Below are 24,873 nucleotides of genomic sequence, written 5' to 3'. Positions count from 1 at the left end.
ATCCAAGTCTAACGGCTTGGCGTTTCTGTTTCCAATCGGGAGCGAAGCACTGTTTTCAGGATCTTGCCATAATCGCTTTTCGGCAAGTCAGCGACAAATCGATACTGTTTGGGGCGCTTGAAACGCGCGATCCGCGTGAGGCAATGCGCGTCCAATATAGCTTCATCGAGAACCGCTCCAGCCCGCGGCACGACGAAGGCAAGGACTTCCTCTCCCCATTCCGGATCGGGATAACCTATGACGCAGGCTTCCTCCACATCGGGATGCGTCAGCAGGGCTTCCTCGACCTCGCGCGGGTAGATGTTGGAGCCGCCCGATATGATCACGTCCTTCGATCGGTCCTTGAGCGTCAGATAGCCGTCTTGCGACAATGCTCCCATATCGCCGGTCCACAGCCAGCCGTCGCGCAGCGCGGCGTCCGTGGCTTCGGGAATATCCCAATAGCCCTGCATGACCGTGGCGCCCCTCACCAATATCTCGCCCGTCTCGCCAGGGGGCAGTGGTTGGCCGGACTGGTCGGTGACGCGCACTTCCGTCGCGGTGAAGGGCATGCCGACCGAGGCGAGCCGGTCGCGCCAGTCGGCATGCGTCCGATCCGCGATTGTGGCCCGCGACAATGTCGTGATCGTCATCGGTGTTTCGCCCTGACCGTAGATCTGGACGAAGCGGGGTCCGAAAATCGTCGTCGCCGCCTCTATGTCCGCCGTGTACATCGGGCCGCCGCCATAGACGATCGTCCCGAGGCCCGCACCATTTGCCCCGCATTGCCGGGCATGATCCGTGAGCCGCTTGACCATGGTCGGCACGGCGAAAAGGGAGAGGTCCCCGAAATGCTCGGCCAGCGCCAGCAGTTCGGCGGGACTGAAGCCCTTGGATGTCGGCACAACATGGCCGTTTCCGCGCAGCACATGGGCAAGACAGTAGAGGCCGGCGCCGTGCGACATCGGCGCGGCATAATAGTTGAACGATCCGCGCCTGGGCAGATCGACATCAAGCAGGAAGGCCTGTGTCATCGCGATGAGGTTGCCGTGGGACAGCATCACGCCCTTGGGCCGCCCGGTGGTGCCGGAGGTATAGAAGAGCCATGCCATATCCGTGTCGGAACGATCGGCCGGATCGGCCAGCGCCGGATGATCGAGCAGCGCCCGATATTCCGCGCTGCCTGCAACCACTTGTGGGAAGCCAGCCTCATCAGGGCTGGCCGATGATCCGTCCATCATGCCGTCATGACCCACGAAGGCGGCTTTCACGCCGGCGTTCGATAGGATCCAGGCGGCCTCGACCGCATGCAGCTTGGCGTTGATCGGCACCGCGACCGCACCGGCCCACCAAATGCCGAAGAGTTGCGGCAGATATTCGACAGTGTTGGCCATGAATATGCCCACGCGGTCGCCCGGCTCTATGCCATAGGTCGCGCGAAGGCCCTGCGCGATGGCGGCGGACCGCGCCGCCAACTGCTTGTAGTCCGCAACCTGCTCCTTGCCGCGAAACAAGGCAGGAGCCTTGGGCGTGGCAAGAGCCGTGCGTTGGAGCCAGAGTGCTACATTCATCGTCAGATTACTCGTTCGAGGATCGAGACATAGTTCGCGACGGCAGCGCCGCCCATGTTGAAGCAGGCGCCCAACTCGCTTCCGGCGATCTGCATCGCGCCCGCTTCGCCAGTCAGTTGGCGCGCGGCGATGACGTGCATCGACACGCCGGTCGCGCCGATGGGATGCCCCTTGGCCTTGAGACCGCCCGACCGATTGATCGGCAAGCTGCCATCCTTTTCCGTGATGCCATCCCGGATCAGGGCGGGCGCCTCGCCGGGCGCGCACAGGCCCATCGCCTCGACCGTGAGCAGTTCCGCGATCGTGAAGCAGTCATGCACCTCTGCGAAGTCGAGGTCGCGGACGGTCACGCCCGCCTGCGCATAGGCTTTGTCGAAGGCCTTGCGGGGCCCCTCGAAGGCGATCGGGTCCTTTGCCGACAGGGGCAGCAAATCATTCACCTGCGCGAAGCCCCGGAACCCCACAGCCCGTCGGAACTGCCGCGCAAGGTCTCGATGCACGAGCACGATCGCTGCGGCGCCGTCCGAAACGAGCGAGCAATCCGTCATCTTCAGCGGATCGGCTATCATGGGATTGCGATCCGATGGATGCAGGCAGAAATCGAGGTTGAGCGCTTTGCGCATCTGGGCCAGCGGATTGTCGATCGCATTGCCATGATTCTTGACCGCGATCCGGGCCATGGCCTCGACCGGATCGGTGTGGCGATCCCCATAGGCGCGGGCGAAGCCAGCGAAAATGCCGGGGAAGGACAGGCTTGCTTCCTCAGGGCGATAGCCGGCCCGGCCAAGGGCGGCGGTCACGCCATCGCGGTCCAGTCCACTCATCTTCTCGACGCCGACCACCAATGCGACGCGCACGCGTCCAGCGTCGATCGCGTCCATTGCAGCATAGAGGGCTGCCGATCCTGACGCGCAGGCATTTTCGCATCGGACTGCCGGCTTGAAGCGAAGATCGGCATCCGCCCCCAGCACCATGGAGGCGCAGAAGCCGTCATCGACAAGGCCCGCATTGAAGTGGCCGAGCCAGACGGCATCGACATCCTTCCCGCCGATCCCGGCATCGGCCAGCGCCCGGCGCGATGCGTCGAGGATCAGATCCTCGATCGAGAGAGCGTCGAAACGGCCAAAGGGCGTATGGCTCCATCCCACGATCGTGGCGCTGGTGGCGGCGGTCATGCGGGACAACTCCTAGATTTCGATTTCAAACTGCGCGCCGACGCTGCGCGGGCGCAGCCGGTCGGCATAGTCGGACACGGGTTGCAGGGTGTTCACGCGGACACGGCCGTCCTCGTCGAACAGGTTGTTGGCGAACAGGGAGAGGCTCCATCCGTTGCGGGATGACAGCTTCAGGTTCAGGTCGAGCTGGGTGATCGCATCGCCATAATGTTTGTCGATGCTGCCCAGGCTGTAGCTTTTCGACAAATAGCTGAGATTGGCGGAAAAGCGGGCGCTATAGGCATCGCTGACGTCGAAGCCGTAGCCGATCTGGGCCGTTGCCGTCAGTTTGGGCGATTCCGGCATCCGGTCGCCCTTGTCGAACAGGATCACCGTTCCGGACGGGATGGATTGATCGAACTTCAGGTCGTTCCAACTGATCGTGCCGCCGATGTCCAACCCTGCAACGGGTCGGAGCGTTGCGCCAAGATCGATGCCCATGCCGCTCGCTGATCCGGCATTGAGGGCGGATTGCACGCCGAAGGTGCCGGTCGGACCGACGACGATATTGTTCAGTATCTGGATCGTGTCTTTCCATTTGATGAAATAGATGGCGCTGTCGATGTCCAGAAGCCCGTTCAGCAACCTGCCCTTGGCGCCTGCTTCGAAATTATGCAGGCGGTCCGGCTTTACCGCGGGCGTGGCGGCGAACTGGCGCAGTGGGAAGCCGTCATTGCTGAAGCCGCTGCGGAAACCCTGCGAATAGCTTGCATAGACCGAGATGTCGCGGTTGGGCCGGAAGGAGATCACGGCGCGGGGCGTGATGGCATCGAATGTGTCGACACGGTCGGGCAATAGCGGGCCGGGCGTGAAGAAGCCGTTTTCGTGATAGGTCTGGCGGTCCTTGAAGTAGCGCAGGCCGCCGGTGATCGTCAGCCGGTCGTCCAGCAGCCGCCACGACAGCTCGCCAAACAGGGCATAGGACCGCGAGCCGAAGCGGAAATCGAGGGGCAGGGGGAAGGTCTTGTCGAACCTCTGGTCGCGTATGTCCTTCGCATCGCGATAGATGCCACCCAAAGACCATTGCCATGGTCCCTCGCCTGTCGAGACCAGCCGCAGCTCCTCCGACCATAATTTCGACCCGAGCGTCTGGTAGAAACGGTCGCCGCCGACTGGGGCGTCCAGCAGCAGGCTGTTGGAAAAGTCGATATAGCTGGTCGCGCTCAGCACCGACATGGTCGGAAAGTCGTAGGACAGCGTGAGGCCATAGGCGTCGAAATCGGCGGTCGCGGGCTGGCGAAAGCGCGCCAGCCAGGTGCGATCGTCGCGGGACGAGTTGGACGATCCGCTTTCGTTGCGGCTGAACCAGGCCAGCGTCTCGATCTTCAGCCCGTCGACCGGCTCCGCATTGAGCTTGAGGCGCAGGGTCTTGGTCTTGCTGTCGTTGACGTCGCGGATGCCGCCATTGGGCAGATCGATCCAGCCGCCCAGGTCGGCATAGCCCAGCACGGCGCGCAGCGCGAGCTTGCCGGGAATGATTGGCAGGTTGATCGCGGCATCGCCCTTGAAGCTCTCGTCGCCGGCACGGGTCGTGAAAGCGCTGACCCTGGCCTTGACCTGCACGTCGTCCAGATCCGCATCCTTGGTCAGGACCCGGACGACGCCGTTCAGCGCACTGGCGCCATAGAGCGTGCCTTGCGGGCCGCGCAGTACCTCTACCCGTTCCAGGTCGTAGGCGCTGGTGTCGGGCGAATAGGGGAAGCGCACGAAGGCGAAGGGGATTTCATCCAGATAATAGCCGACGACGGCGGCGCCGTTGAAGGGAGATGGGTTGGACGTGACGCCCCGTACGGTGAACTTCGTCATGCCGCCCTGGAAGGTGTTGAAGCTGGCGACGCCGGGAACCGAACGTAGCGCGTCGTTCACGCTGTCGACGCTGCCGGACTCCAGCGACGCCGTACCGACCGCCGTGATCGAGATGGGCACATTCTGCAGTGATTCCGATCGCTTCTGGGCCGTCACGATGATCTCCGGCGGCGAGGAAGTGCTATCCTGTGCCTGCACTGACCCGCCCGAAGTGATTGCAATCACAGCCGAACAGGCAAGAAGCCCTTGTTTGAGCGACATAGTCATCCTCCCGCCGATTTTATGATCTTCGCCGCGCGACCCATTTCCGGTCGGCTGCGATCATGCAGTCATGACGATCTGCAGGCGGGATGCCAATGCCGTAGAAATACGCTGCGCCTGCCGCGCGGGGGCGGTCAATGGGCGTGGAGAACCACGCCCGAAGCATAGAGTTTGCTGACCAGTTGCACCACGTTGCGGGCGCGGAGCTGCTTCTTCAATCGCGCCAGACACGCCTCAACCGTGCGGAAGGACAGGCCGAGGTCGCGGGCTATCTCCTTGGCCGTCAGACCTTCGCACAGGAGCAGCGCGACCTGCCGCGAGCGGGGCGACAGATCGGGCAGCATCCATCGGGCGGACAGGTCGGAAAAGGAAAAAACGCCCCGTGCGAAAGGATCGTCGGGTGTCAGGGAACGGCCTCTGACGCAGCACCAGAATGGCTGTCCGCCATGCCGCATCATCAGCCGCTCGTCGCCATAGGGGCCGATCCGCAAGGTCGATTGCCAGACCGCGACCCGCTCTCTTGCCCGTTCGGGCGAGGGGTAGATCGCGTCAAGGGACAGTCCCTCCACCGCTGCGGGCGTGAGCGAGAACATGGCGGCGAACGCCGCATTGGCGCGCCTTATGATCCGCCGCTCGGTATAGATGAGCCCGTCCTGCGCGAACTCGAACGCCACGAAAGCGGGATCGATGCCGTCACGCATATCGACCGGGGAGGCGTGCATGACGGCCTGTTCATGCCGGCCGGTTGAGGGCCGGCGCAGCATAAGTGGCGGGGATGAGCCGGGCGAGCCGAAGGTCCATGCCCTCCGGATCGTCGATCAGCATGTTGTTCGCCATATAGGCGATGCTGACGCGGTTCGCGGGATCGGCAAAGCCAAGCGGCCCCGCCCATCCGGCATGGCCGAACGCGCCCTTGTCCGGCCCCATCCGGCCCTTGATATTGAGCTGATAACCGGCCGACAGGCGGCGCTGGAGTCCGGTCACCTGATCGATCCCCTCGGCGCGCTGCCGCGAGGCAGCTTTGATCGTCGCGGGCGAAAGCAACGCCACATCCCCCAGTCGCCCGTCATTGGCGAGCAGGGCATAATGGCGCGCAAGGCCCGGCGCGCTCGCCATCATGCCACCGGCGGGAATGCCGGCGGTCTGCCAGTCGGGATCATTGGCCCAAGATGCGACCAGTTGCGGGTTGAGGACGGCGGCGTCGAACGCCGCCTGATTGGGAATGACGGTCAGCGAATATTGCGTTTCGCCGCTGGGCGGAATGGTTTCGACCAGCCTGGACCGCTCCGTGGCGGGCAATCCCATGAACATGTCGAGGCGCAGGGGAAGGGCGATCTCCTCGCGGAAATAGTCGGATGCGGAACGGCCATCGACCCGGCGGATCAATTCGTCGACGAGCACGCCGATCGTCAGTGCATGATAGCCCAGCGCGGTTGCCGGCTCGAAGAAGGGCGTCTCCGCCGCCAGCAACTGGGCGACGCGATCATGCCCATAATAATCCTCGATCGTGACCGGCGTCCGGACGCCGCAGATCCCCGCCTGATGCGCCATCATCTGGCCCAGCGTGATCGCGGCCTTTCCATTCTGGGCAAATTCGGGCCACCAGGTCGCAACCGGCTGTTCATAGTCAAGCTGTCCGCGTTCGACGAGCAGGGCGATGCAAGTGGCCGTGGCCCCCTTCGTGGCGGACCATATCGCAAAAAGCGCATCCTCGCCAACAGGCGCGGTCCGGGCTTTGTCGGCATGGCCGCCCCGCAGATTGACCACGATCTCGCCTTCCAACGTCACAACGAACGCCGCGCCGACTTCCAGCCCGGCTTCGAAATTGGCGGCGAAGGCGTCCGCGACGGGTTCGAATCCCGGTGCGATATAGACGTGCGGATCAAGAAAAATGCCCGTTGGGGATGCCAAGGCAATATCGTCAGTCATGGATGAAATCTCTCTGCTCTTTGCCCGCCTGACGGTAAAGCTGGCTGTCGGCGGAACGATGATGACGGAAATGTCCTGCGTCGAATGATTTTTGCGGAATGGGCATGAGCCGTGGTCATGACCTGGCGCCGCTACATCCGGGCTATCGCCGCATAGACGGCGGCGACGAGCCTCTCGATCCTCTCGTCGATCCGGCCCGGCCCCGCGACGCGCATGCGATTGACGGTGTAGCCGACGCTGAGCCGCGATCGTGGGTCTGCGAAACCGATCGATCCGCCCCATCCGGCATGGCCGAAGGCGTCGTCATTTGGTCCCATCCAGCCTTGTTCGTTGAGGTGAAAGCCAGCGGCATGGCGGCGGTTGTTGCCCGTGACCTGATCCACGCCCTCTATGCGTTGACGGGACGCGGCGGCGATGGTGGCGCGGGAAAGCGGCGCTGATCCGTCCAGTTTTCCGTCATTGGCCAGAATGGCGTAGAGCCGGGCGAGGCCGCGCGCATTGGCCGTCATGCCGCCGGCCGGAATGCCGGCCGCCTGCCATGCGGGGTCATTGGCATAGCCAGCGTCGATGGACGGGTTCTGGAACGCTGCGGCGAAGGCGGCGGCGTTGGGGATGGATGGCAGGGACATTTGTCGATCGCCGTCCGGGACGATCGTTTGCGCCAACCTTGCCCTTGCGGCATCGGGCAGCCCCATGAACATGTCGAGGCCGAACGGCTGCGCGAATTCCTCCGCGAAGAAGCGCGAAGCGGTCCGGCCATCCACCCTGCGGATGAGTTCGTCGGCCAATATGCCAAGCGACAATGCGTGATAACCCCAGGCCGTGCCGGGTTCGAAAAAGGGCGTTTCCTGGGCCAGCAAGTCTGCGAGGCCGTCATGGCGGTAATAATGCTGCATCGTGATCGGCGTTCGGACGCCGCACAGACCCGCCTGATGCGACAGCAGTTGGGCGAGCGTGATCCGGCCCTTCCCGTTCGCCGCGAACGCTGGCCAATAGGTTGCCACAGGTTCCTCATAGTCCAGCGCGCCCCGCTCGACGAGCAGGGCGATGCAGGTGGCCGTCGCGCCCTTGGTGGCCGACCAGATGGCGAACAGCGTATCGCTTCGGACCGGCGCTGACCGCGCCTGGTCGATATGCCCGCCCCACAGGTCGATCACGACGGCTCCGTCGAGCGTCACGACAAAGGCGGCGCCAATATCGAGACCATCCTCGAAATTCGCGGTGAACGCGTCCCCCACCGCTTCGAAGCCGGGAGCCAGACGGCAGTCGGAATCGAGCGTGAAACCGCCTTTGGCCGGGGGACTGTCATTCATGGGACGCATCTTCTCTCCGACGCCGACGTTGAACCTTTTGTCCATGGTCCATCCTTGCGGACGTGATGAATGAGGTGCCTGCCCCGCCATCGGCAGTCCAATTCCTTTGCCGGACGCTCGATGAGAGGAAGTCATCGTCCCATGCGCCATGCCCCGCCTTCATGCCCAGCCCTGAAAAGCGATTGGACTTGGCGGAGGGGGGACTTCAGCTTCGCGGCGTGGATTCCCCGGTCCTTTCCCCATCCTGTCCCGGTCTGCGCGGTCATGCGCAAGGATGAGCGGGAAGGCAGCGTGAGAAGGGGATTTGGAGAGGACGGATCAGGACCATGCGCGCGATCGATATAGCCGATGGGAAGGGGCCGGCATCGGCATTGCAGGTCGTGGACGCCGAAAAGCCGGAGCCGAAATCCGGCGAATTGCTGATCAAGGTGGCCGCAGCCGGGGTGAACCGGCCGGACATCGCGCAGCGGGAGGGATATTATCCGCCGCCGCCCGGCGCATCCCCGATCCTGGGGCTGGAGGTCGCCGGCGTCGTCGAGGCGCCGGGGGGCGGGGTCGATCAATGGCGTGTGGGCGACCGGGTCTGTGCATTGCTGTCGGGCGGCGGCTATGCCGAATATGCCGTGGTCGATGCGCGGCACGCCTTGCCGGTCCCCGATCACCTCGCGCTGGAGGCGGCCGCCGGCCTCCCGGAGACAGTCTTCACGGTCTATGCCAATTTGTTCGAACGCGGGCGGCTTGCCGCTGGCGAAGCGGTGCTGATCCATGGCGGCAATAGCGGGATCGGCGTGACCGCCATTCAGATGGCGAAAGCCGCCGGCGCGCGCGTGCTGACGACGGTGCGCGGCGCCGAAAAGGCGCGGCGCGCCATCGCGATTGGGGCCGACGTCGCGATCGACGTCGCGCGGGAGGATTTTGCCGAACGCTGCCGCGCCGAGGGCGGCGTGGCCATCGTGCTCGACATGGTCGGGGGCGACTATTTCGTCGGGAACGTCGCGGCGCTCAATCCGGACGGCCGGCTGGTGCAGATCGCGGCGCTTGGCGGCGGCACCGTGACCGTCGATCTTTTCGACATCATCTTCAAGCGCCTGACGATCACCGCATCGACCCTGCGCGCACGGCCCGCTGAGGAGAAGGCGCGCCTGACGGCGGCCATCCGGCAGCATGTCTGGCCGTGGGTGGAGGAGGGGCGCGTCGCCATCCCCATCGACCGGACCTTCGCTCTCGAAGAGGCGTCCAAGGCGCATCTCTGGCTGGAGCAGGGGCAACAGTTCGGAAAAGTGGTCCTGTCGACCCGATAGCTGGAAAGCGAGTATATCATGGAAAAACGAGACAAGCTGGCCGCGTTGCGGCCGGTGCTGGATCTGTTCGATCCCAATGTGAACATGCCGGTCGAGCAGACCCGGACTATCGAGCGCGACTATGGAAGCTCCGTGCCGTTGCCGTCGGGATGCGTGACCAGCCCCGTCGATCTGGGCGGTGTGCCCAGCCTGCGGATCGTACCGGCCGATGCGGATGAGGATGCGGCCATCATCTTCTACCATGCCGGGGGCTATTCCAGCGGCAGTCTGATCGGCCATGCGGCCTATGCCGCCGCCCTTTGCGAAGCGGCTGGCATCATCGGCTTCCTGCCCGATTACCGGCTGGCGCCCGAGCATCCCTTCCCGGCGGCGATCGAGGATAGCTGCGCCGCCTATCAGGCGCTGATCGAACAGGGATTTGATCCTGGCAGGATCGCGCTGGCGGGGGATTCCGCTGGCGGGGGCATCGTCTTTGCCGTGGCGCAGGATGCCCTTGCGCGGGGCCAGGCCGGTCCCGGCTGCATCTATGCCATGAGCCCCTGGGCCGACCTGACCCAATCGGGCGCATCCTATGACAGCCGCGCGGCCAGCGATCCGCTGCTCAGCCGTGCCGCGCTCTCGGACCTGGCCCGCATCTATCTTGGCGCGCATGATCCGGCCGACCCGCGCGCATCGCCGCTGTTCGGCTCCTTCGACGCCTTCCCCCCGACCATGATCGACGCTGGCGCCAACGAGGTGTTGCTGAGCGACGCCACGCGGCTGGCGGATCGTCTCGCCATGGCAGGCGGCGAAGTGGAACTGCATGTCTGGCAAGGGCTGATCCATATCTTTCCCTGGTTCGCCAAAGAGATAGAAGATGGCGCAGCCGCCAATGCCCGCGCAGGCGCCTGGATGCGGCGCCAGTTGAAGGGAGGGGTGTGACGATGGCCGGTCTTGGGACGATCATGGACCTGAACGGAACGACCATCTTCGTGGCCGACAGCGGCGAACCGTCGCTGCCGGTCCTGCTGTGCCTGCATTCGCTCTGGTTCGATCACAGCATGTTCGATCGCTTGATGGTCGAGGCCAAGGGCTGCTACCGCGTCGTCCGGCCGGATTTCCGGGGGCAGGGGCGCAGCGGCCGTCCGGCCGGACGGGCGATCGCCATCGAGACATGCGCGGGGGATGTGGCGGCGGTGTGCGACACGCTGGCGCTGCGCGACATCCATCTCATCGGGCAGTCCATGGGCGGAGACGTGGCTTTCCAGCTCATGCTCCGCAGGCCCGAACTGGCGCGCAGCCTGACGCTGATGGGCTCATCGGCGCGGGCGGAGCCTGAAGATCAGCGGCTTTGGGCCGAAAAATGGATCGCGGAAAGCCGGACGCTGGGCATTGCGGGCGAACGGACGGGCTTTCTGATGGAGGCGCTGTTCGGCAGGACGACCCTTGCCGATCCCTCGAAACAGCCCATGCTGCGGCACTGGCGCGCATTTATGGAGCGGGTAGGCGTGTCGGGGCTTGCGCCGATGATCGGCGTGGTGGAACGGCCGGGCGTGCTCCACGCCCTGCCGTCGATCGACGCGCCGACATTGGTGCTGTCCGGGATGGAGGACCGCGTGCGTCCGCCAAGCTGGTCGGAAGAGGTCGTCGCGCATATGCCGAACGCGACCCTCGTTCGCCTGGGCGCTTGCGGGCATAGCCCCATATTGGAAGTCCCCGACCAGGTGATCACGCTTCTCTTCGCGCATGTCGATCATGCCGAGGCCGCCGGGGCGAACGCCTGATCCCTTGATCGGTTACCATGGAGGGAGGGGAGCCGGGATGCCGGCCCCCCTCCTGTCTTTCAATAGCGATAGCCGACGCTCACGCCCCAGATCGCGGGCATGCCGGTGAATCGCGCGACCGTATCGGTGCGGACAGCCTGCGTCGTGTAATAGCTGTTGGTCACATTGTCGCCAAAGAGCTGGATCCGCCAACGGCCGTCCCCGGTCTCCACACCCGCCCGCAGATTGAGCAGCGCGTAGCTGGCATTATATTGCGACGGATAGCCGTGCGCGATCGCATTGGCGGTGCCGAAATAGGATTGGGTCCGCGATTGGTAGCGGCCATCCGCGCCGATAAAGCCATGCCAGCGGTCGCTGATGTCCCAATCATAGCGGGCACCAAGCGATGCCGACCATCTGGGGGTGTTGGGGAGCGGCTCTCCCTTGAAGTTGATCAGGATATTCTCGAACTGGTTGACGCTCAGAAAATCCCCGGACACCTTGGAATCGATGTAAGTTGCCGCGCCGCTCAGGGTGAGGCCGGCGGCGGGCCGAACCTTGATCGACAGCTCCGCGCCGGTGATGCGGGCCTTGGGCACGTTGAGCGTCGCGTTCAGGAAGCCGAAGACGCCGAGTGGATCGGGCGCGCGCAACTGCTGCTGCTTGTCGCGATAGTCGTAGCGGAACAGGGCGCCTTCAATATCGACCCTGTTGTCGAAGAGGCGCGATTTGATGCCCGCTTCATAGGCCAGCACTGATTCCTGGACGGCAGGCGCCAGCGTGGTGATGGTAGCCGCACCGATATTGGGGAAGCTGCCCGCCTTATAGCCCTTGCTGACGGTCAGGTAGAGCAGCGTCCGCTCGACCGGCGTGAAGTCGATCCCGGCCCGCCAGGACATGTTGCTCTCGTTCAGCGCATCGCGGACCAGCGTGGGCGTGAAGCTGTTGTCGAATGTGAAGCAATCGCCCTTGTTGATCGGGACGACGCCGACCCCGCCCTTCAAGCCCGACTGAAGGGCGGTGAAAGCGGCCCCATAGACGTCGTCCTGCGCCCGCGAGCAGCCGCTATGGTCGTTTTCCGAGCGGGTCCAGCGGATGCCGCCATGGATGCTGAGCCTGTCGGAGACATGATATTCCAGATTGCCGAAGATCGCCCTGGTATCGATGTCCTGCGTCATCGATTCCGAAACCAGGTTCAGTGGTTCGGGGACGAGGCCGGTGAGCACGAAGGCGTTGGTGGATTGCGTGACGAGGTCGAACTGGTCCTCGCGATCGCGCACGGTCGAATAGGTGCCGCCCACCAGCCATTGCAGCCTTTTGTCGAACAGCGTGCCAGTGGCGCGCAATTCCTGCGCCGTCGCTTCGATTCGCGCATTGGTGCGGGCGTTGAAAATGACATCCGCGCCGGTCTGGTCATGGACGTCATCCTGGGTGAAATGCTGATAGGTCGCGAGATAGGTGATCGTCGTCGCGTCCGACACGGAATAATCAGCGCGGAGCGCCGCCTGATAATAATCCTGATTATTGGCCGGATGCGTCCCCGCCTGCCAGTTGGCTGCGCGGGGATCGCGCGAGGAGGGCTGCTCGGTCAGCAGGTTGGGAATGCGATCGAGGAAGGCGGGAACCGAGGGCGCGAGCGCGTAGAAGGCGGGTTCCTGATTTTCGGAATTGTCCCACCAGCCATTGAGGTTGAGCGCGATCTTGAGGCTGTCCGACGGTTGCCAGTCGAGCAGGAGACGTACCGCGGCGAAGTCCTTGTCGCCCAGCTTGTCATCGCGAGTCGTCGAATATTGCCAGCCGCCGCCCTGGCTGGTCGTGGCCGAAAGCCGGGCCTTGACCGTGCCGCTTAATGGCCCGCTGACGAAAGCGTTGAAATTCGCCGCCCCGAACCGGCCATAGCTGCCTTCGATCCCGTAGGACAAGGCGTCCGTCGGCTTCGCGGCGATATAGTTGATCGCGCCCGCCGTCGCATTCTGTCCGAAGAGCGTGCCTTGGGGCCCCTTGAGTATTTCGGCCCGCTCCAGGTCCAGCGTCGCGCCTTTCGCCATGGCATTGAAGGCGACCGGCACCTCATCGACATAGACGCTGACCGCATCCGGCGAGGCCGTGGTCGAAGCATTATAGCCCACGCCGCGGATCGTGTAGACCGGCGTGCCGAGCAGGCTCTGCCCGACGACGAAGCTGGGTTCGATCTTCACCAGATCCTGGACGCTGTTGACGTTCAGGGCACGCAGTTCCTCGCCGGACACCGCGTTGATGCTCATGCCGACGGAGCTGGCCGACTGTTCGCGCTTGTTGGCCGTCACGATGATCTCGTCAAACCCGTCCGGACTTGCGGCGTGGCCCTGTGCGATGGCGGCGGTCGGCAGCGCCATCGCGGCGCCTGTCAGCAGCGTCGCATGAAGGCGCGCCGATCTCCGGCGGGTCTTCGCAGGTCGATATTCGGTAGCTTCAGGCATATTTTCCTCCCCATGTTCAGAACTGGCGTTGCGTGATCGGCAGTGGGGGAGGGGGTGTTCGGTCCCGTGCAGGGTCCGGCCCGCAAGGAACGCGGTGCCGTCAAATCACATGGCGCAGCACGGACCATTGGCCGGATCACGTCGGTGATCCTTCCCCTCCCTTGTCTGACTGGCCTGGTCAGTTTCTATTCTTGAATGCGGCAGATGCGCCGCCGGCCTCGCGCCGTCCAATCACTTTTCATTGCAGGATATTTCCGCGGGTCATGGCCGCGTGAGGGGGCGGACGACCATGATGGAGGGGCAAGCCTCCACCCTAAAAGGAATTGGACCCGACGGTCGCCGCTATGGTCCCGTACTCGTCGCGAAAGGCGGCGTCGTTGGTTTGGCGCCAGGCAAGGAGGAACCGCATGTCCGTCCCGATCAACATGGTGACTGGCCGAAGCACGACGGAGGCACTCGGCAAGACATTGATCCACGAGCATGTGCTGGTCGGCTTTCCCGGCTGGTTCATGGATGCGCGGCAGCCGCCCTTCAAGCGCAAGGAAGCGATCGAGCGTGTCGTCGATGCATTTCAGGGGCTGCACCAGCATGGGGTGAAGACGGTCGTCGATCCCTGTCCGATGGACCTGGGGCGGGACGTCGAGTTCATGGCCGAAGTGTCGCAGAGGAGCGGCATCAACCTGATCTGCGCGACGGGCGCCTATGCCGAGACGATGGGCATTTCCTTCACCTTCGCTGCCCTGTCGGTCGATCAGATCGTCGAAGCCTATGTGAAGGAGATAGAGGATGGCGTCGGGGAAACGGGCATCCGGTGCGGCATCATCAAGATCGCGACCGGCGAGGGCGTCGTCACCGACTATGAGCGTAAGGTCATCACTGCCGCCGCCAGAGCTGCGCGGATCACCGGCGTGCCGATCCTGTCCCATACCGAACGGTGCACATGCGGCCACGACCAGATCGACATCGTGACCGGGGAAGGAGTCGCGCCATCAAGCCTGCTCGTCGGTCATAGCTGCGGCACGGACGATCCGCCCTACCAGCGATCGCTTGCCGAACGCGGGGCCTATGTCGGCTTCGATCGCTTCGGCGCCGTGCTGGAGATTGCGGACGAAATCCGTATTCGCAACCTCAAGGCGATGCTCGATCATGGCCATGGGGAGCGCGTGATGGTGTCGCACGACACGGTCAATTGCTGGAAGGGCGGCGTGGGCGCCATGACCCCGGCGGAGCTGAGCGCAGCCATGCCGGATTGGAAGATCACGCACCTGTTCGAGAATATTTTCCCGGTGCTGCGCAGCCAGGGCGTGTCGCCCGAACAGTTGGACGAGGTCGTCATCGGCAACCCGCGCCGCTATTTCGAGGATGCCTGGACGGCCGCTGGACGCCGCGTATAGGCAGGTGTCAGTGATTGCCCGCCGCATAGCGATAAGGCCCAAGCCGGGTGGCCAGCAGAGCCGCGATGGCCGTCAGCGCCACGCAGACGATCATCGCGATCCTGTAATCGCCAAAATGATCGTAAAGCGCGCCGGAGATATAGGCCGCGCAGCCGCCAGCAATCGCGAAGGTGCCGAACATCCAGCCGTAAATCGCGCCAAACTCCCTGCGACCGAAATAGCGCGAAGTGAAGTATGCGACCATGTCGACCTCCGATCCGAAGGCGAGTCCGATCAGCAGTACGGCCAAGGGCGCCATTGCCGTGCCGGTCATGAGCAGCAGGACGCCCGCGGATGCGACCAGCGGGACGATGATGGCGATGGCGGGACCATGAATCCTGTCGAGCGCGGCGCCGACCAGAAGCCGCGCCGCCATGGAGGAAAGCCCCAGGATCGACGCGATGCCAACCGCATATTGGGGAGAGGCGCCGGCTCCGCGCATCAGGGGCACGAGATGCGTCGTCATCCCGACGATGCCCAGCGTCAGTGCCGTGCCGAGCGCGATCAAGACCCAGAAGTCCGCCGTCCGGACGGCTTGATGAAGAGTAAGGCCCGGCGTGACGGCGTCGATGTCTTTCCGCGTCGTCGATGCAGCGGCGGGCGCTCTTTGGGCGAGCAGATACCAGAGGATCGGCGCTGCGAGCAGCGCCATCGCCGCCATGCCGTTATACGCCAACCTCCACCCGCCAGTGTCGATAAGCCACATCGTGGCCAGCGGCACCCAGAAGGCCCCGAGGCCGATGCCGGCGAAAGCCATGCCGATCGCCAGGCCACGCGCACGCGAAAAATGGTCATTGATCGGCTTGGTCAATGTGACGGCGGATGCGCCGCCGCCCAGGATGCTGCTCATGAAATAGACCAACCAGAAGGGCAGGACGCGGATCAGGAAGGGCGTGGCGAACAGGCAGATGGCGTACAGCAGAAGCGAGATGACCGTGACTTTGCGCGCGCCAAATCTATCGGCCAACGCCCCCCATCGCGAACCGGTGAACAGCAGGGCAAAGCCGAATGCCGTGATGCCCAGCGACAGATGGGCGCGCGACCATCCGAATTCAGCCTCCAACGGCGCGATCAATGGGCCATGGCTATATCCGAGGGTGGAGGTGACGCCCGCGCTCAATCCCAGGATGACGCCGACGATGATGCGCCAATGGGCGCGCATCTCCTCCAGCGATGTGGGGCCGGTGGCCTTGACGCCGTCGCCGGCCATCATCTCGCGTGCGCGTCCCGCCATCGGCCTAGAAGAAGCCGCCATCGACCGGAATGGTCGCCCCGGACACATAGGCGCCCAGGTCCGTCACGAGGAATTCGACGACACCGGCGCAATCCTCCGGCGTGCCGAAGCGGCGCAGCGAGATTTTGTTGACCGCTTCGCTGCCGAGCGAGTCGTGGATGGGGGCTGTCCTGCCAGTCCGGATGACACCGGGCGCGATGCAGTTGACCGTGATGCCGTAGGGGCCAAGCTCCTGCGCCAGATAGCGTGTATAGGCTTCGATCCCGCCCTTCGCCGCGCCATAATGGGCATAGCCGCCATCAAGTTCGGGGCGCTTCGCCCCTAGGCTGGATTTGGTGACGATCCGGCCGGAACCCTGTTTCTTCATGTGGGTCGCGGCGGCGCGGCAGCAATACATGGTGCCATAGAGATTGCGCTTGATCACCGCGTCCAGCACATCGTCCTGAAGGACGCTGCCGCCCGTTTCCGCAAGGCTGCCCATGCCGCCGCCAGCATTGCAGACGATGATGTCCACGCTGCCAAGGGTCGCCGCGACCTTGTCGATCGCCGCCGTGACGTCCTCGGATCGCGTGACATCGACCTCTATGCCGATGCTTCTGCGACCCAGCGCCTCGACTTCCGCCATGGTGGACTCGGCGGTCATGGCCGATCGTTCCTGCTCGAAATCCTCGAACGAGCGCAGGTTCGCGTCGAGGATCGCGACATCGGCGCCAAGCCGGGCCAGGCGAAGCGCATAGGCACGACCAAGGCCACGCGCCGCGCCCGTCACGATCGCGTTCTGCCCCGCCAATGGGTGAGAGGTCATTGTCATTCTCGTCCTTCTCCGCGTCGGGCGCTCGCCCGGTATCTGTCGATCATGCGCGCCGCATGGGGCTGCTCATTTGAGGATGACGTCGCTTGGCGCCGGTCCGTCATAGACCAGCGAGACGCCGTCCCACTCCGCCGCGCATTTCTTCATGAAGGCGTAGAAGGCGCGACTGGCCGGGATCATCTCGATAAATTCCTCGATCGCATGCGGCGCGCCGTCCCGCCTCACCATCACGCATCGCGCGCCGCGCGCGGTCACGCCGAAATGCAGGCTTTCAAGGCCCGCAGCCTCAAGAGTGGCCGCGACATCGTCAAAGTCTCCGACAGCCAGGCCGAAATGATGCAGGCCATAGCCGTCCCGTTGCGCGACCTCCTGGAAGATGGATGGCATGCCTGGGCGCGGGCAGGCAAGTTCGAACATCATGTCGCCGGCATAGCCCAGCGCAACCCTGGTGCCCATCACCGTCGGCTTGCCGCGATACAGGGTACGATCCAGTTCGGGGGAGGGCTCCTCATAGAGGAACCATGGTCCGGCGCCGAAGATCCGGGAGTAATCGGCCATGGCGGCCTCCAGATCCTCCACGACGAAGCATATCTGGATGAAGTCGGAATTGATCTGGGGATGGCCCATCGGCGCTGGGGGCATGCTATTCCTTCCTTGGGGAGGACGGGACCGGACGCAGGCGCCATGGCGCGGCGCCCTCATCCGGTCCGGTCACATCTCGAATTCGAACTGCAGGCCGACGGTCCTCGGGCGGAGCCTGTCCGCATAGTCATTGACCGGCTGCGGGCCGACGCGGCGGATGCGCCCATCTTCGTCGGTGATATTGTCCGCGAACAGGGAGACGCTCCAGCCGTTTTTGGACTTCAGCTTCATCTCCAGGTCGAGCTTGGTGATGTTGTCGCCCTGCAACAGGGTGAAGCCGGCCGTATTGTAGATGCTGGAGCTATGCGTCACCGCCGCCGAGAAGCTGGCGTTGTAATCGTCCGATATGTCGAAATTATAGCCGATCTGGCCGGTGGCTGTCAGCTTCGCGGACTCGGGCAGCCGCGTTCCCTTGCGGAAGAGGACGGCCGTCCCCGAATAGACGTCCCGGTCGAACTCCAGATTGTTCCAACTGACGGTGCCGCCGATGTTGAAGCCGCGCGCCGGGCGCAGGGTCACCGCCAGATCGGCGCCCAGGCCGCTGGCGGAGCTGGAATTGATCGCCTGATTGACCCCGAACACGCCGACCGGGGTGTTGACGATGACATTGAGGACCTGAACCGTGTCCTTCCAGTCGATATAATAGAGCGAGGCGTCGAATTCCAGCAGACCATCGAGCAGCTTGCCCTTGGCGCCGACTTCGTAATTGTGCAGGCGGTCGGGGCGAACGGATTGCGCCGCGTCGGTGATCCTGAGCACAAGGCCGTTCTGGCTGAAGCCGCTTCGGAACCCTTGAGAATAGCTGGTATAGAGCGAAAGGTTCGTGTTCGGGCGGAAGGAAATGACGGCCCGTGGGGTGACGGCATCGAAGGCTTCACGACGATCGGGCAGCAGCGGATTGGTGTTCCAATAGGCATTTTCGTGATAGCTGGTCTTGTCCTTGTAATAGCGCAGACCGCCCGTGACGGTCAGCCGGTCGTCCAGGAACTTCCGGCTGATCTCACCGAACAGCGCATAAGATTTGGAGCCATAGTCGAAATCGAGCCAGAGACCGGAATTCAGCGTGTCGAAACGCTGCCGCTGATTGTCCTGCGCGTCGCGATAAATGGCGCCGACCGACCATCCCCATGGGCCTTCACCCGTCGAGACAGCGCGCAGCTCCTGCGACCACAATCTCGCGCCCAGCTCGGTCCAGTGCCTTGCGCCGCCGACGGGGGCATCGATCAGGCTCGCATTGTGGAACTTGATGTGGCTCGTTGCGCTCAGGATCGAAAAGGTCGGAAAATCATAGGAAAGCGTGAGGCCATAGGCGTCGAAATTGGTATTGGCGGGCTGCCGGAAGCGGGCGAGCCAGGTCCGGTCGTCGCGTGAATTGTTCGAAGAGCCGATCTCGTTGCGGTTGAGCCAGACAAGACCCTCCACCTTGAGATTGTCGGTCGGTTCGGCGTTCAGTTTCAAACGCAGATTCTTGGTCTTGCCGTCGTTTACATCCTGGATGCCGGCAACGGGCAGGTCGATCCAGCCGGCCGTGTCGGCATAACCCAGGACGGCGCGCAGCGCGAGCTTGCCGGGTATCAGCGGGATGTTCACGGCCGCGTCGCCGCGGAAGCTCTCGCCGCCGTTTCGGGTCGTCGATCCCGTGGCGCGGGCCTTGATCTGGACATCGTCCAGGTCGGCGTCATGGGTCAGCACGCGCACGACGCCGTTGAGCGCATTGGCGCCGTAAAGAGTGCCCTGGGGCCCGCGCAGGACCTCCACCCGTTCCATGTCATAGGCGTTGGCGTCGGGCGATACCGGGAAGCGGGCGAAGGCGAACGGAATCTCATCGAGATAATAGCCAACGACGCTGCTGCCGTTGAAGAGCGACGGATTGGACGCGACGCCGCGCACCGCGAATTTCGTCATGCCGCCCTGGAAGGAGTTGTAGCTGGTCACGCCGGGGACCGAGCGAAGGGCGTCGTTGACGCTGGTGACGGAGCTGGATTCGAGCGCCTGGCCGCCCAGGGCGGACACGGATAGCGGAACATTCTGAAGGGATTCCGAGCGTTTCTGCGCGGTGACGATGATCTCTCCAAGCGCGGGAGCGCCAGCATCGCCCTCCTGGCCATAGGCCGGCACGGTTAGCACCGCCATGAATGTCGTCGAAAGCAGCCCGATCGCAGCTTTGCGCTTCGCCATCATCTTTCCCCTCGTCCTAATCCGTTTTCATTGTGTGGCTTCCTTACTGCTCCCCTCCATATCCCACGGCAAATCGCTCTTCCTGTAGGGCTATTCCTGACAGGAATGACTCTTGGCGGGAAGGCGGCGTCCTTGCGAGGGGCATGACCCGCAGGGATGCCCCTTGGCCAAAAGGAATTGGACGCAGCCAGCGCCCGCACCGAATAGGGAGCGGACATCAAGCGATTTCTTGGGGGTCTGACCCGGTACGGGAATGACGCGCATCGAGCGGCGACCATCATTTCGCCGCATGCGCCCGCCGCCTGCCGGGGACTGCCTGCTCGCGCACTGGAGAGAGGGTCCACATGAAGGTTTCCGACGTCATAGCCGCGTCGCTCAAGCGGCACGGCATCACAATGTTTTTCGGCCAGAGCAATCCCATTTCCTTCAGCATTTCGGCCGAGGAGGCCGGCATGCGCCAGATATTCTACCGGACGGAAAATGCCGGCGGCGTGATGGCCGACGGCTTTTCGCGGATCACCAACCGGATCAGCGTCCTTGTCGCGCAAAATGGCCCCGCCGCGACGCTGGCGATCGCCCCCATGTCGGAAGCGATGACGGCGTCCGTTCCCATGCTGGTGCTGGTGCAGGAGGTGCCGGCGTCGCTGCGGGATCGCAACGCCTTTCAGGAGATAGACCATTTCGCCCTGTTCGCGGGCGTCTCCAAATGGACGAGACGGATCGACGATCCCGCCCGGGCCGAAGACTATGTCGATCTGGCGATAACGGCCGCCAATTCCGGCCGTCCTGGTCCGGTTGTGCTGCTGTTGCCGCGTGACGTGCTCGACATGCCGGCGCAGCCGTCGCGGTTCGCCCGGCGACGTGACAATGGCCTGTTTCCGCTCGACCGGGCACGCCCCGACCGGGGCAATGTGCGCCAGGCGGCCAGGCTGCTGGCGGAAGCGCGCTCGCCGTTGATCATTGCGGGGGGCGGCGTGCATCTCTCCGGCGCTGCGCAGGCGCTGGTGAGGCTGGCGGAGCGCGGCCAGTTGCCGGTGGCTACGACCAACATGGGCAAGGGCGCGATCGACGAGAATCATCCCCTGTCGCTGGGCGTCGCGGCGAACGTCACGGGGGAGAAAGGGCCAGCGCATTTCCATCTGCCGATCATATCCGGCGCCGATGTCGTGCTGCTGGTGGGGTCGCGGACCAACGAGAATGGCACCGACGGATGGAGCCTGACGGCGCCCGACGCGAGCTACATCCATATCGATGTGGACAGCATGGAGGTCGGGCGCACCTATGAGGCGACCCGCCTTGTCGGTGACGCCCGGCTCGCGCTGGACGATCTGACCGAAGCGCTGGGCGAGGTCGATCTTTCGCTGCGGATCGAAGGCGCCGATGCGCTTAAGCGCCAGATTGCCGAGGGACGCGCCCGGCACAGGGCCGTGATGGCCCCGATATTCGCGTCCGATCAGACGCCCATCCTGCCGCAGCGCATGCTCGCGGAACTCGATGCGCTGCTGACGCCCGACGACATCGTGGTGGCCGATGCCAGCTACGCCTCGATCTGGGTCTCCAGCTATCTGACGGCCAAGCGCACGGGGCAGCGCTTCCTGCTGCCGCGCGGCATGGCGGGGCTGGGCTGGGGCATGCCACTCGGAATGGGGGCAAAGCTCGCCTCGCCCGGTGCGCGCGTCGTGGCGATCGTCGGTGACGGCGGGTTCGCCCATGTCTGGTCGGAAATCGAGACGAGCGTGCGGGAGAAGATACCCGTGGTCGTCATCGTCCTCAACAACGGCCTGCTCGGCTATCAGCGGCATGCGGAGAATCTCTTCTACGGCAAGACGTCGTCAGCGATCGCATTTTGCCCGGTCGATCATGCCGCCGTCTCGCGCGCTGCGGGCGCGCTGGGCGTGGTGATCGTCGATCCCGCCGATCTCAAGCCCGCGCTGGAGGCTGCCCTCCACGCGGACGTCACCACCGTGCTCGACGTGATCGTCGATCCCGACGCCTATGCGCCGTCCAAGCTGTGGGACGGCAATGAGGCGAAGATGAACCTGAAATAAGCGCGCCGGGCTGGCGCCTGGCCAGCCATAACAAGCGCGGATGAGAGAGGGATGTTCGGCAATATGCGCCAATTTCCAATGACGATCGGTGGCCGCTCGGTGTCCGCCGCAGCCATGCTGCCCGTCACAAACCCCGCAACGGGTGACGTGTTCGCGCAGGCGCCGCGGGCGACGCTCGATCAGGTGGACGAAGCGGTGGCGGCGGCGAAGGCGGCTTTCCCGGCATGGGTGGCGCTCTCCCTCACCGAACGGCAGGATCACATCCGGGCGATAGCCGATTGCATGACCGCGCATCGCGAGGAGCTGATCGGCCTTCTCATCCATGAGCAGGGCAAGCCGCGCGCCAATGCGGAGGGCGAACTGGACGGCTCGATTTACTGGTGCACGGCCTTTGCGCGGATGGATATTCCCGTCGACATCATCGAGGACACGGCCGAACGCACGGTCGAGGTGCATCATGTACCTTTGGGCGTCGTCGCGGCGATCACCGCCTGGAATTATCCGTTGATGATCGTTGCGTTCAAGATCCTGCCCGCCCTGCTGGCCGGCAATACGATCGTGGTCAAACCGTCGCCCTTCACGCCGCTCACGACGCTGCGCCTGGGCGAGTTGCTGCAGTCCGTCCTGCCGCCCGGCGTGGTGAATGTCATATCCGGCGCGGACGACATTGGACCGGCGCTCACCAGCCATCCCGATGTCGCGAAAATATCCTTCACCGGGTCGACCGGGACCGGCAAGAAGATCATGGTCAGCGCGGCCGACACGCTCAAGCGGCTGACGCTGGAACTGGGCGGCAATGATGCGGCGATCGTGCTGTGCGATGTGGATGTGGAGACGACGGCGCAGGCGCTGTTCTGGGGCGCTTTCCAGAATAGCGGCCAATTGTGCGTCGCGGCCAAGCGCATCTATGTGCATGCGGACATATATGACGCCTTCCTGGCGACGTTCGTCCGCTATGCCGGGACCGTCCGGATGGGCAGCGGAAGCGATCCCGCAACGCAATTGGGGCCGGTCCAGAACCGCATGCAATATGACAGGATCAAGGCGCTGATCGCGGACTCGCACGACCGGGGACATCGCTTTGCCCTGGGCGGGGGAGAGTGGGATGGTCCCGGCTTCTTCATACCCGTCACGGTCATCGACAATCCGCCGGACGACGCCCGGATCGTTGTGGAGGAGCCTTTCGGCCCGGTCGTACCGGTGCTGAAATTCCAGTATGTCGATGAAGTGATCGACCGCGCCAATGCGGGCGCGTTCGGTCTTGCCGCTTCCGTCTGGACCAAGGACATCGACCTTGCGCGGAAAATGGCGCCGCGTCTGGAGGCGGGCACCGTCTGGATCAACGAAATCCAGACCATGTCGCCCGATCGCGTGTTCGCGGGCAGGAAGCAGTCGGGCCTTGGCGCGGAACATGGCCTTGCCGGACTGCTGGAATTTACCGCGCCCCAGGCGATCGCGATCAACAAGGCCGCCTGACGGCAGGCTCCAAGAGAAACAGGATGCGGATTTTGGACCTGAAACGCGAGGCCTGCTTCATCGGCGGCGAATGGCGGACCAATGGCCTGTGGATGGACGTGGACGACCCAGCCACGGCGAAGATCATCGGGCGCGTCCCGATGATGGGGAGGGCGGAGACCGGACAAGCCGTCGCGGCGGCGCAGCGCGCCATGCGGGACTGGGCGGCCCTAACGGCGCAGGCGCGGGCCGATATATTGGGCCGGTTCCACGATCTCGTTCAAGCCAATAGCGTGGAACTGGCCGACATATTGGTCGCGGAGCAGGGCAAGCCGCGCGCGGAGGCGCTGGGCGAGATCGGTTATGCCGCTTCTTTCCTGCGCTGGTTCGCTGAGGAAGGGCGGCGAAGCTATGGGGAGATCGTGCCGCCGCACATGCCGGACAAACGTATCCTGGTCATGCGGCAACCAGTCGGCGTCGTCGCGGCGATTACGCCATGGAACTTCCCGGCGGCGATGGTCACTCGCAAGATCGCGCCGGCGCTGGCGGCGGGTTGCGGCGTTGTGCTCAAGCCCGCCCCGCAGACGCCCTTCACAGCTCTGGCCTTGGCGCGGCTGGGCGAGGAGGCGGGGCTTCCGCCGGGAATCCTGAATGTCGTGACGGGCGATGCGGCGGAGATTGGCGGCGCGCTGACCGAACATCCACTCGTCAGGAAGATCAGCTTCACCGGATCGACGCATATCGGGGCGCTGCTCTATGCCCAGTCGGCGGCCACCATCAAGAAACTGAGCCTGGAACTGGGCGGCAATGCACCCTTCATCGTGTTTGACGACGCTGATGTCGATGCGGCGGTCGCGGGGGCCATCCTCTCCAAATTCCGCAATGCGGGGCAGACATGCGTCTGCGCCAACCGCATCTATGTGCAGGACGGCATCTATGAGGATTTCGTCGACCGGCTGATGCGGGCGGTCGCTGGACTTCGGGTCGGACCGGGAACGCAGGAAGGCGTGTCGATCGGGCCGCTGATCGACGAAAGGGCGCTGGTCAAGGTGGAGGCGCATATCGCTGACGCATTGGCGCATGGCGCCACGCTCGTCGCGGGGGGTGCGCGGCATGCTCTGGGTGGCCGCTTCTTCGCGCCCACCGTCCTGCGCGACGTCACGCCGGCGATGCGGATCACGCGGGAGGAAACTTTTGGCCCGGTCGCTCCGGTCATCCGCTTTTCGAGCGAAGAGGAGGTCGTCGCCCTCGCCAACGAAAGCGAATACGGCCTTGCCGCCTATTTCTATGCGCGCGACATGGCGCGGACATGGCGCGTGGCCGAGGCGATCGAGGCTGGCATGGTCGGCGTCAACACCGGCCTGATCTCGACCGAAGTCGCGCCCTTTGGCGGCGTGAAGATGTCCGGGCTGGGGCGCGAAGGGTCGCGCCATGGGCTGGAGGACTATCAGGAACTGAAATATGTCTGTCTCGGCCTGGACGGGATCGGGCGCTAGG

18 protein-coding genes are annotated in these 24,873 nt (G+C 64.2%); 7 read left to right on the top strand and 11 right to left on the bottom strand.

Going from position 1 to position 24,873, the window contains the following annotated elements:
* Positions 1–8 precede the first annotated feature (8 nt).
* From HUK72_RS08210 to HUK72_RS08185, 6 genes are all read right to left on the bottom strand, one after another.
* Positions 9–1,550, bottom strand: a complete 1,542-nt coding sequence (locus HUK72_RS08210; RefSeq protein ID WP_176596351.1) for a class I adenylate-forming enzyme family protein — start codon at positions 1,548–1,550, stop codon at positions 9–11.
* A 2-nt stretch (positions 1,551–1,552) separates the two neighbouring features.
* Positions 1,553–2,725: an acetyl-CoA acetyltransferase gene (locus HUK72_RS08205; RefSeq protein ID WP_176596350.1), complete on the bottom strand. Its 1,173-nt coding sequence runs from the start codon at positions 2,723–2,725 to the stop codon at positions 1,553–1,555.
* Positions 2,726–2,737: 12 nt separating this feature from the next.
* Positions 2,738–4,831 carry a TonB-dependent receptor gene (locus tag HUK72_RS08200; protein WP_176596349.1) on the bottom strand — a complete coding sequence of 698 codons (2,094 nt, stop codon included), beginning with the start codon at positions 4,829–4,831 and terminating at the stop codon, positions 2,738–2,740.
* Between the two features lie 134 nt (positions 4,832–4,965).
* Complete coding sequence (locus HUK72_RS08195) at positions 4,966–5,553, bottom strand: PAS and helix-turn-helix domain-containing protein (protein WP_218035929.1); 588 nt, start codon at positions 5,551–5,553, stop codon at positions 4,966–4,968.
* A gap of 10 nt (positions 5,554–5,563) precedes the next feature.
* Positions 5,564–6,760, bottom strand: coding sequence for a serine hydrolase (locus HUK72_RS08190; RefSeq protein ID WP_176596348.1), 1,197 nt, complete (start codon positions 6,758–6,760; stop codon positions 5,564–5,566).
* Positions 6,761–6,891: 131 nt separating this feature from the next.
* Positions 6,892–8,118 carry a serine hydrolase gene (locus HUK72_RS08185; protein ID WP_218035928.1) on the bottom strand — a complete coding sequence of 409 codons (1,227 nt, stop codon included), beginning with the start codon at positions 8,116–8,118 and terminating at the stop codon, positions 6,892–6,894.
* A 281-nt stretch (positions 8,119–8,399) separates the two neighbouring features.
* On the opposite strand from HUK72_RS08185, the gene HUK72_RS08180 reads away from it, so the two are divergent.
* The 3 genes from HUK72_RS08180 to HUK72_RS08170 are packed head-to-tail and all read left to right on the top strand — an operon-like array spanning position 8,400 to position 11,137.
* Positions 8,400–9,374, top strand: coding sequence for an NAD(P)H-quinone oxidoreductase (locus HUK72_RS08180; protein ID WP_176596346.1), 975 nt, complete (start codon positions 8,400–8,402; stop codon positions 9,372–9,374).
* Between the two features lie 18 nt (positions 9,375–9,392).
* Complete coding sequence (locus HUK72_RS08175; RefSeq protein ID WP_176596345.1) at positions 9,393–10,295, top strand: alpha/beta hydrolase; 903 nt, start codon at positions 9,393–9,395, stop codon at positions 10,293–10,295.
* Between the two features lie 2 nt (positions 10,296–10,297).
* The gene (locus HUK72_RS08170) at positions 10,298–11,137 is read left to right on the top strand and encodes an alpha/beta fold hydrolase (protein ID WP_176596344.1); all 840 of its coding nucleotides are present in this window, start codon (positions 10,298–10,300) and stop codon (positions 11,135–11,137) included.
* A 59-nt stretch (positions 11,138–11,196) separates the two neighbouring features.
* On the opposite strand, the gene HUK72_RS08165 is transcribed toward HUK72_RS08170, so the two are convergent.
* Positions 11,197–13,575 (bottom strand): TonB-dependent receptor, encoded by a 2,379-nt coding sequence (locus tag HUK72_RS08165; protein ID WP_176596343.1) that lies wholly within the window; start codon positions 13,573–13,575, stop codon positions 11,197–11,199.
* A gap of 407 nt (positions 13,576–13,982) precedes the next feature.
* Here HUK72_RS08165 and HUK72_RS08160 point away from each other — a divergent pair, with 407 nt between their 5' ends.
* Positions 13,983–14,969 (top strand): phosphotriesterase, encoded by a 987-nt coding sequence (locus HUK72_RS08160; protein WP_176596342.1) that lies wholly within the window; start codon positions 13,983–13,985, stop codon positions 14,967–14,969.
* A gap of 7 nt (positions 14,970–14,976) precedes the next feature.
* On the opposite strand, the gene HUK72_RS08155 is transcribed toward HUK72_RS08160, so the two are convergent.
* From HUK72_RS08155 to HUK72_RS08140, 4 genes are all read right to left on the bottom strand, one after another.
* On the bottom strand, positions 14,977–16,242 hold the full coding sequence (locus HUK72_RS08155) for an MFS transporter (RefSeq protein ID WP_176596341.1): 1,266 nt from the start codon (positions 16,240–16,242) through the stop codon (positions 14,977–14,979).
* A 4-nt stretch (positions 16,243–16,246) separates the two neighbouring features.
* Positions 16,247–17,047 (bottom strand): SDR family NAD(P)-dependent oxidoreductase, encoded by an 801-nt coding sequence (locus tag HUK72_RS08150; RefSeq protein ID WP_176596340.1) that lies wholly within the window; start codon positions 17,045–17,047, stop codon positions 16,247–16,249.
* Positions 17,048–17,119: 72 nt separating this feature from the next.
* Entirely contained in the window at positions 17,120–17,695 is a 576-nt protein-coding gene (locus HUK72_RS08145) for a VOC family protein (RefSeq protein ID WP_176596339.1), read from the bottom strand.
* Between the two features lie 69 nt (positions 17,696–17,764).
* Positions 17,765–19,873 carry a TonB-dependent receptor gene (locus tag HUK72_RS08140; protein ID WP_176596338.1) on the bottom strand — a complete coding sequence of 703 codons (2,109 nt, stop codon included), beginning with the start codon at positions 19,871–19,873 and terminating at the stop codon, positions 17,765–17,767.
* A gap of 302 nt (positions 19,874–20,175) precedes the next feature.
* On the opposite strand from HUK72_RS08140, the gene HUK72_RS08135 reads away from it, so the two are divergent.
* The 3 genes from HUK72_RS08135 to HUK72_RS08125 all read left to right on the top strand — a co-directional run bounded on the left by HUK72_RS08135 (position 20,176) and on the right by HUK72_RS08125 (position 24,872).
* Positions 20,176–21,921: an acetolactate synthase catalytic subunit gene (locus HUK72_RS08135; RefSeq protein WP_255325782.1), complete on the top strand. Its 1,746-nt coding sequence runs from the start codon at positions 20,176–20,178 to the stop codon at positions 21,919–21,921.
* Positions 21,922–21,984: 63 nt separating this feature from the next.
* Positions 21,985–23,397: an aldehyde dehydrogenase family protein gene (locus tag HUK72_RS08130; protein ID WP_218035927.1), complete on the top strand. Its 1,413-nt coding sequence runs from the start codon at positions 21,985–21,987 to the stop codon at positions 23,395–23,397.
* Between the two features lie 23 nt (positions 23,398–23,420).
* On the top strand, positions 23,421–24,872 hold the full coding sequence (locus tag HUK72_RS08125; RefSeq protein WP_176596335.1) for an NAD-dependent succinate-semialdehyde dehydrogenase: 1,452 nt from the start codon (positions 23,421–23,423) through the stop codon (positions 24,870–24,872).
* Position 24,873: the final 1 nt, after the last annotated feature.

The organism is Sphingobium sp. 15-1, from assembly GCF_013375535.1.
GTDB classification, from domain to species: Bacteria; Pseudomonadota; Alphaproteobacteria; order Sphingomonadales; family Sphingomonadaceae; genus Sphingobium; species Sphingobium aromaticivastans.
This window is presented reverse-complemented; position numbering and strand designations above follow the sequence as displayed.

Coding starts and splice junctions, on each gene's coding strand:
- HUK72_RS08210 (WP_176596351.1), bottom strand. CDS start 1,550: ATGAATGTAGCACTCTGGCTCCAACGCACGGCTCTTGCCACGCCCAAG.
- HUK72_RS08205 (WP_176596350.1), bottom strand. CDS start 2,725: ATGACCGCCGCCACCAGCGCCACGATCGTGGGATGGAGCCATACGCCC.
- HUK72_RS08200 (WP_176596349.1), bottom strand. CDS start 4,831: ATGTCGCTCAAACAAGGGCTTCTTGCCTGTTCGGCTGTGATTGCAATC.
- HUK72_RS08195 (WP_218035929.1), bottom strand. CDS start 5,553: ATGCACGCCTCCCCGGTCGATATGCGTGACGGCATCGATCCCGCTTTC.
- HUK72_RS08190 (WP_176596348.1), bottom strand. CDS start 6,760: ATGACTGACGATATTGCCTTGGCATCCCCAACGGGCATTTTTCTTGAT.
- HUK72_RS08185 (WP_218035928.1), bottom strand. CDS start 8,118: ATGGACAAAAGGTTCAACGTCGGCGTCGGAGAGAAGATGCGTCCCATG.
- HUK72_RS08180 (WP_176596346.1), top strand. CDS start 8,400: ATGCGCGCGATCGATATAGCCGATGGGAAGGGGCCGGCATCGGCATTG.
- HUK72_RS08175 (WP_176596345.1), top strand. CDS start 9,393: ATGGAAAAACGAGACAAGCTGGCCGCGTTGCGGCCGGTGCTGGATCTG.
- HUK72_RS08170 (WP_176596344.1), top strand. CDS start 10,298: ATGGCCGGTCTTGGGACGATCATGGACCTGAACGGAACGACCATCTTC.
- HUK72_RS08165 (WP_176596343.1), bottom strand. CDS start 13,575: ATGCCTGAAGCTACCGAATATCGACCTGCGAAGACCCGCCGGAGATCG.
- HUK72_RS08160 (WP_176596342.1), top strand. CDS start 13,983: ATGTCCGTCCCGATCAACATGGTGACTGGCCGAAGCACGACGGAGGCA.
- HUK72_RS08155 (WP_176596341.1), bottom strand. CDS start 16,242: ATGGCGGGACGCGCACGCGAGATGATGGCCGGCGACGGCGTCAAGGCC.
- HUK72_RS08150 (WP_176596340.1), bottom strand. CDS start 17,047: ATGACCTCTCACCCATTGGCGGGGCAGAACGCGATCGTGACGGGCGCG.
- HUK72_RS08145 (WP_176596339.1), bottom strand. CDS start 17,695: ATGCCCCCAGCGCCGATGGGCCATCCCCAGATCAATTCCGACTTCATC.
- HUK72_RS08140 (WP_176596338.1), bottom strand. CDS start 19,873: ATGGCGAAGCGCAAAGCTGCGATCGGGCTGCTTTCGACGACATTCATG.
- HUK72_RS08130 (WP_218035927.1), top strand. CDS start 21,985: ATGCGCCAATTTCCAATGACGATCGGTGGCCGCTCGGTGTCCGCCGCA.
- HUK72_RS08125 (WP_176596335.1), top strand. CDS start 23,421: ATGCGGATTTTGGACCTGAAACGCGAGGCCTGCTTCATCGGCGGCGAA.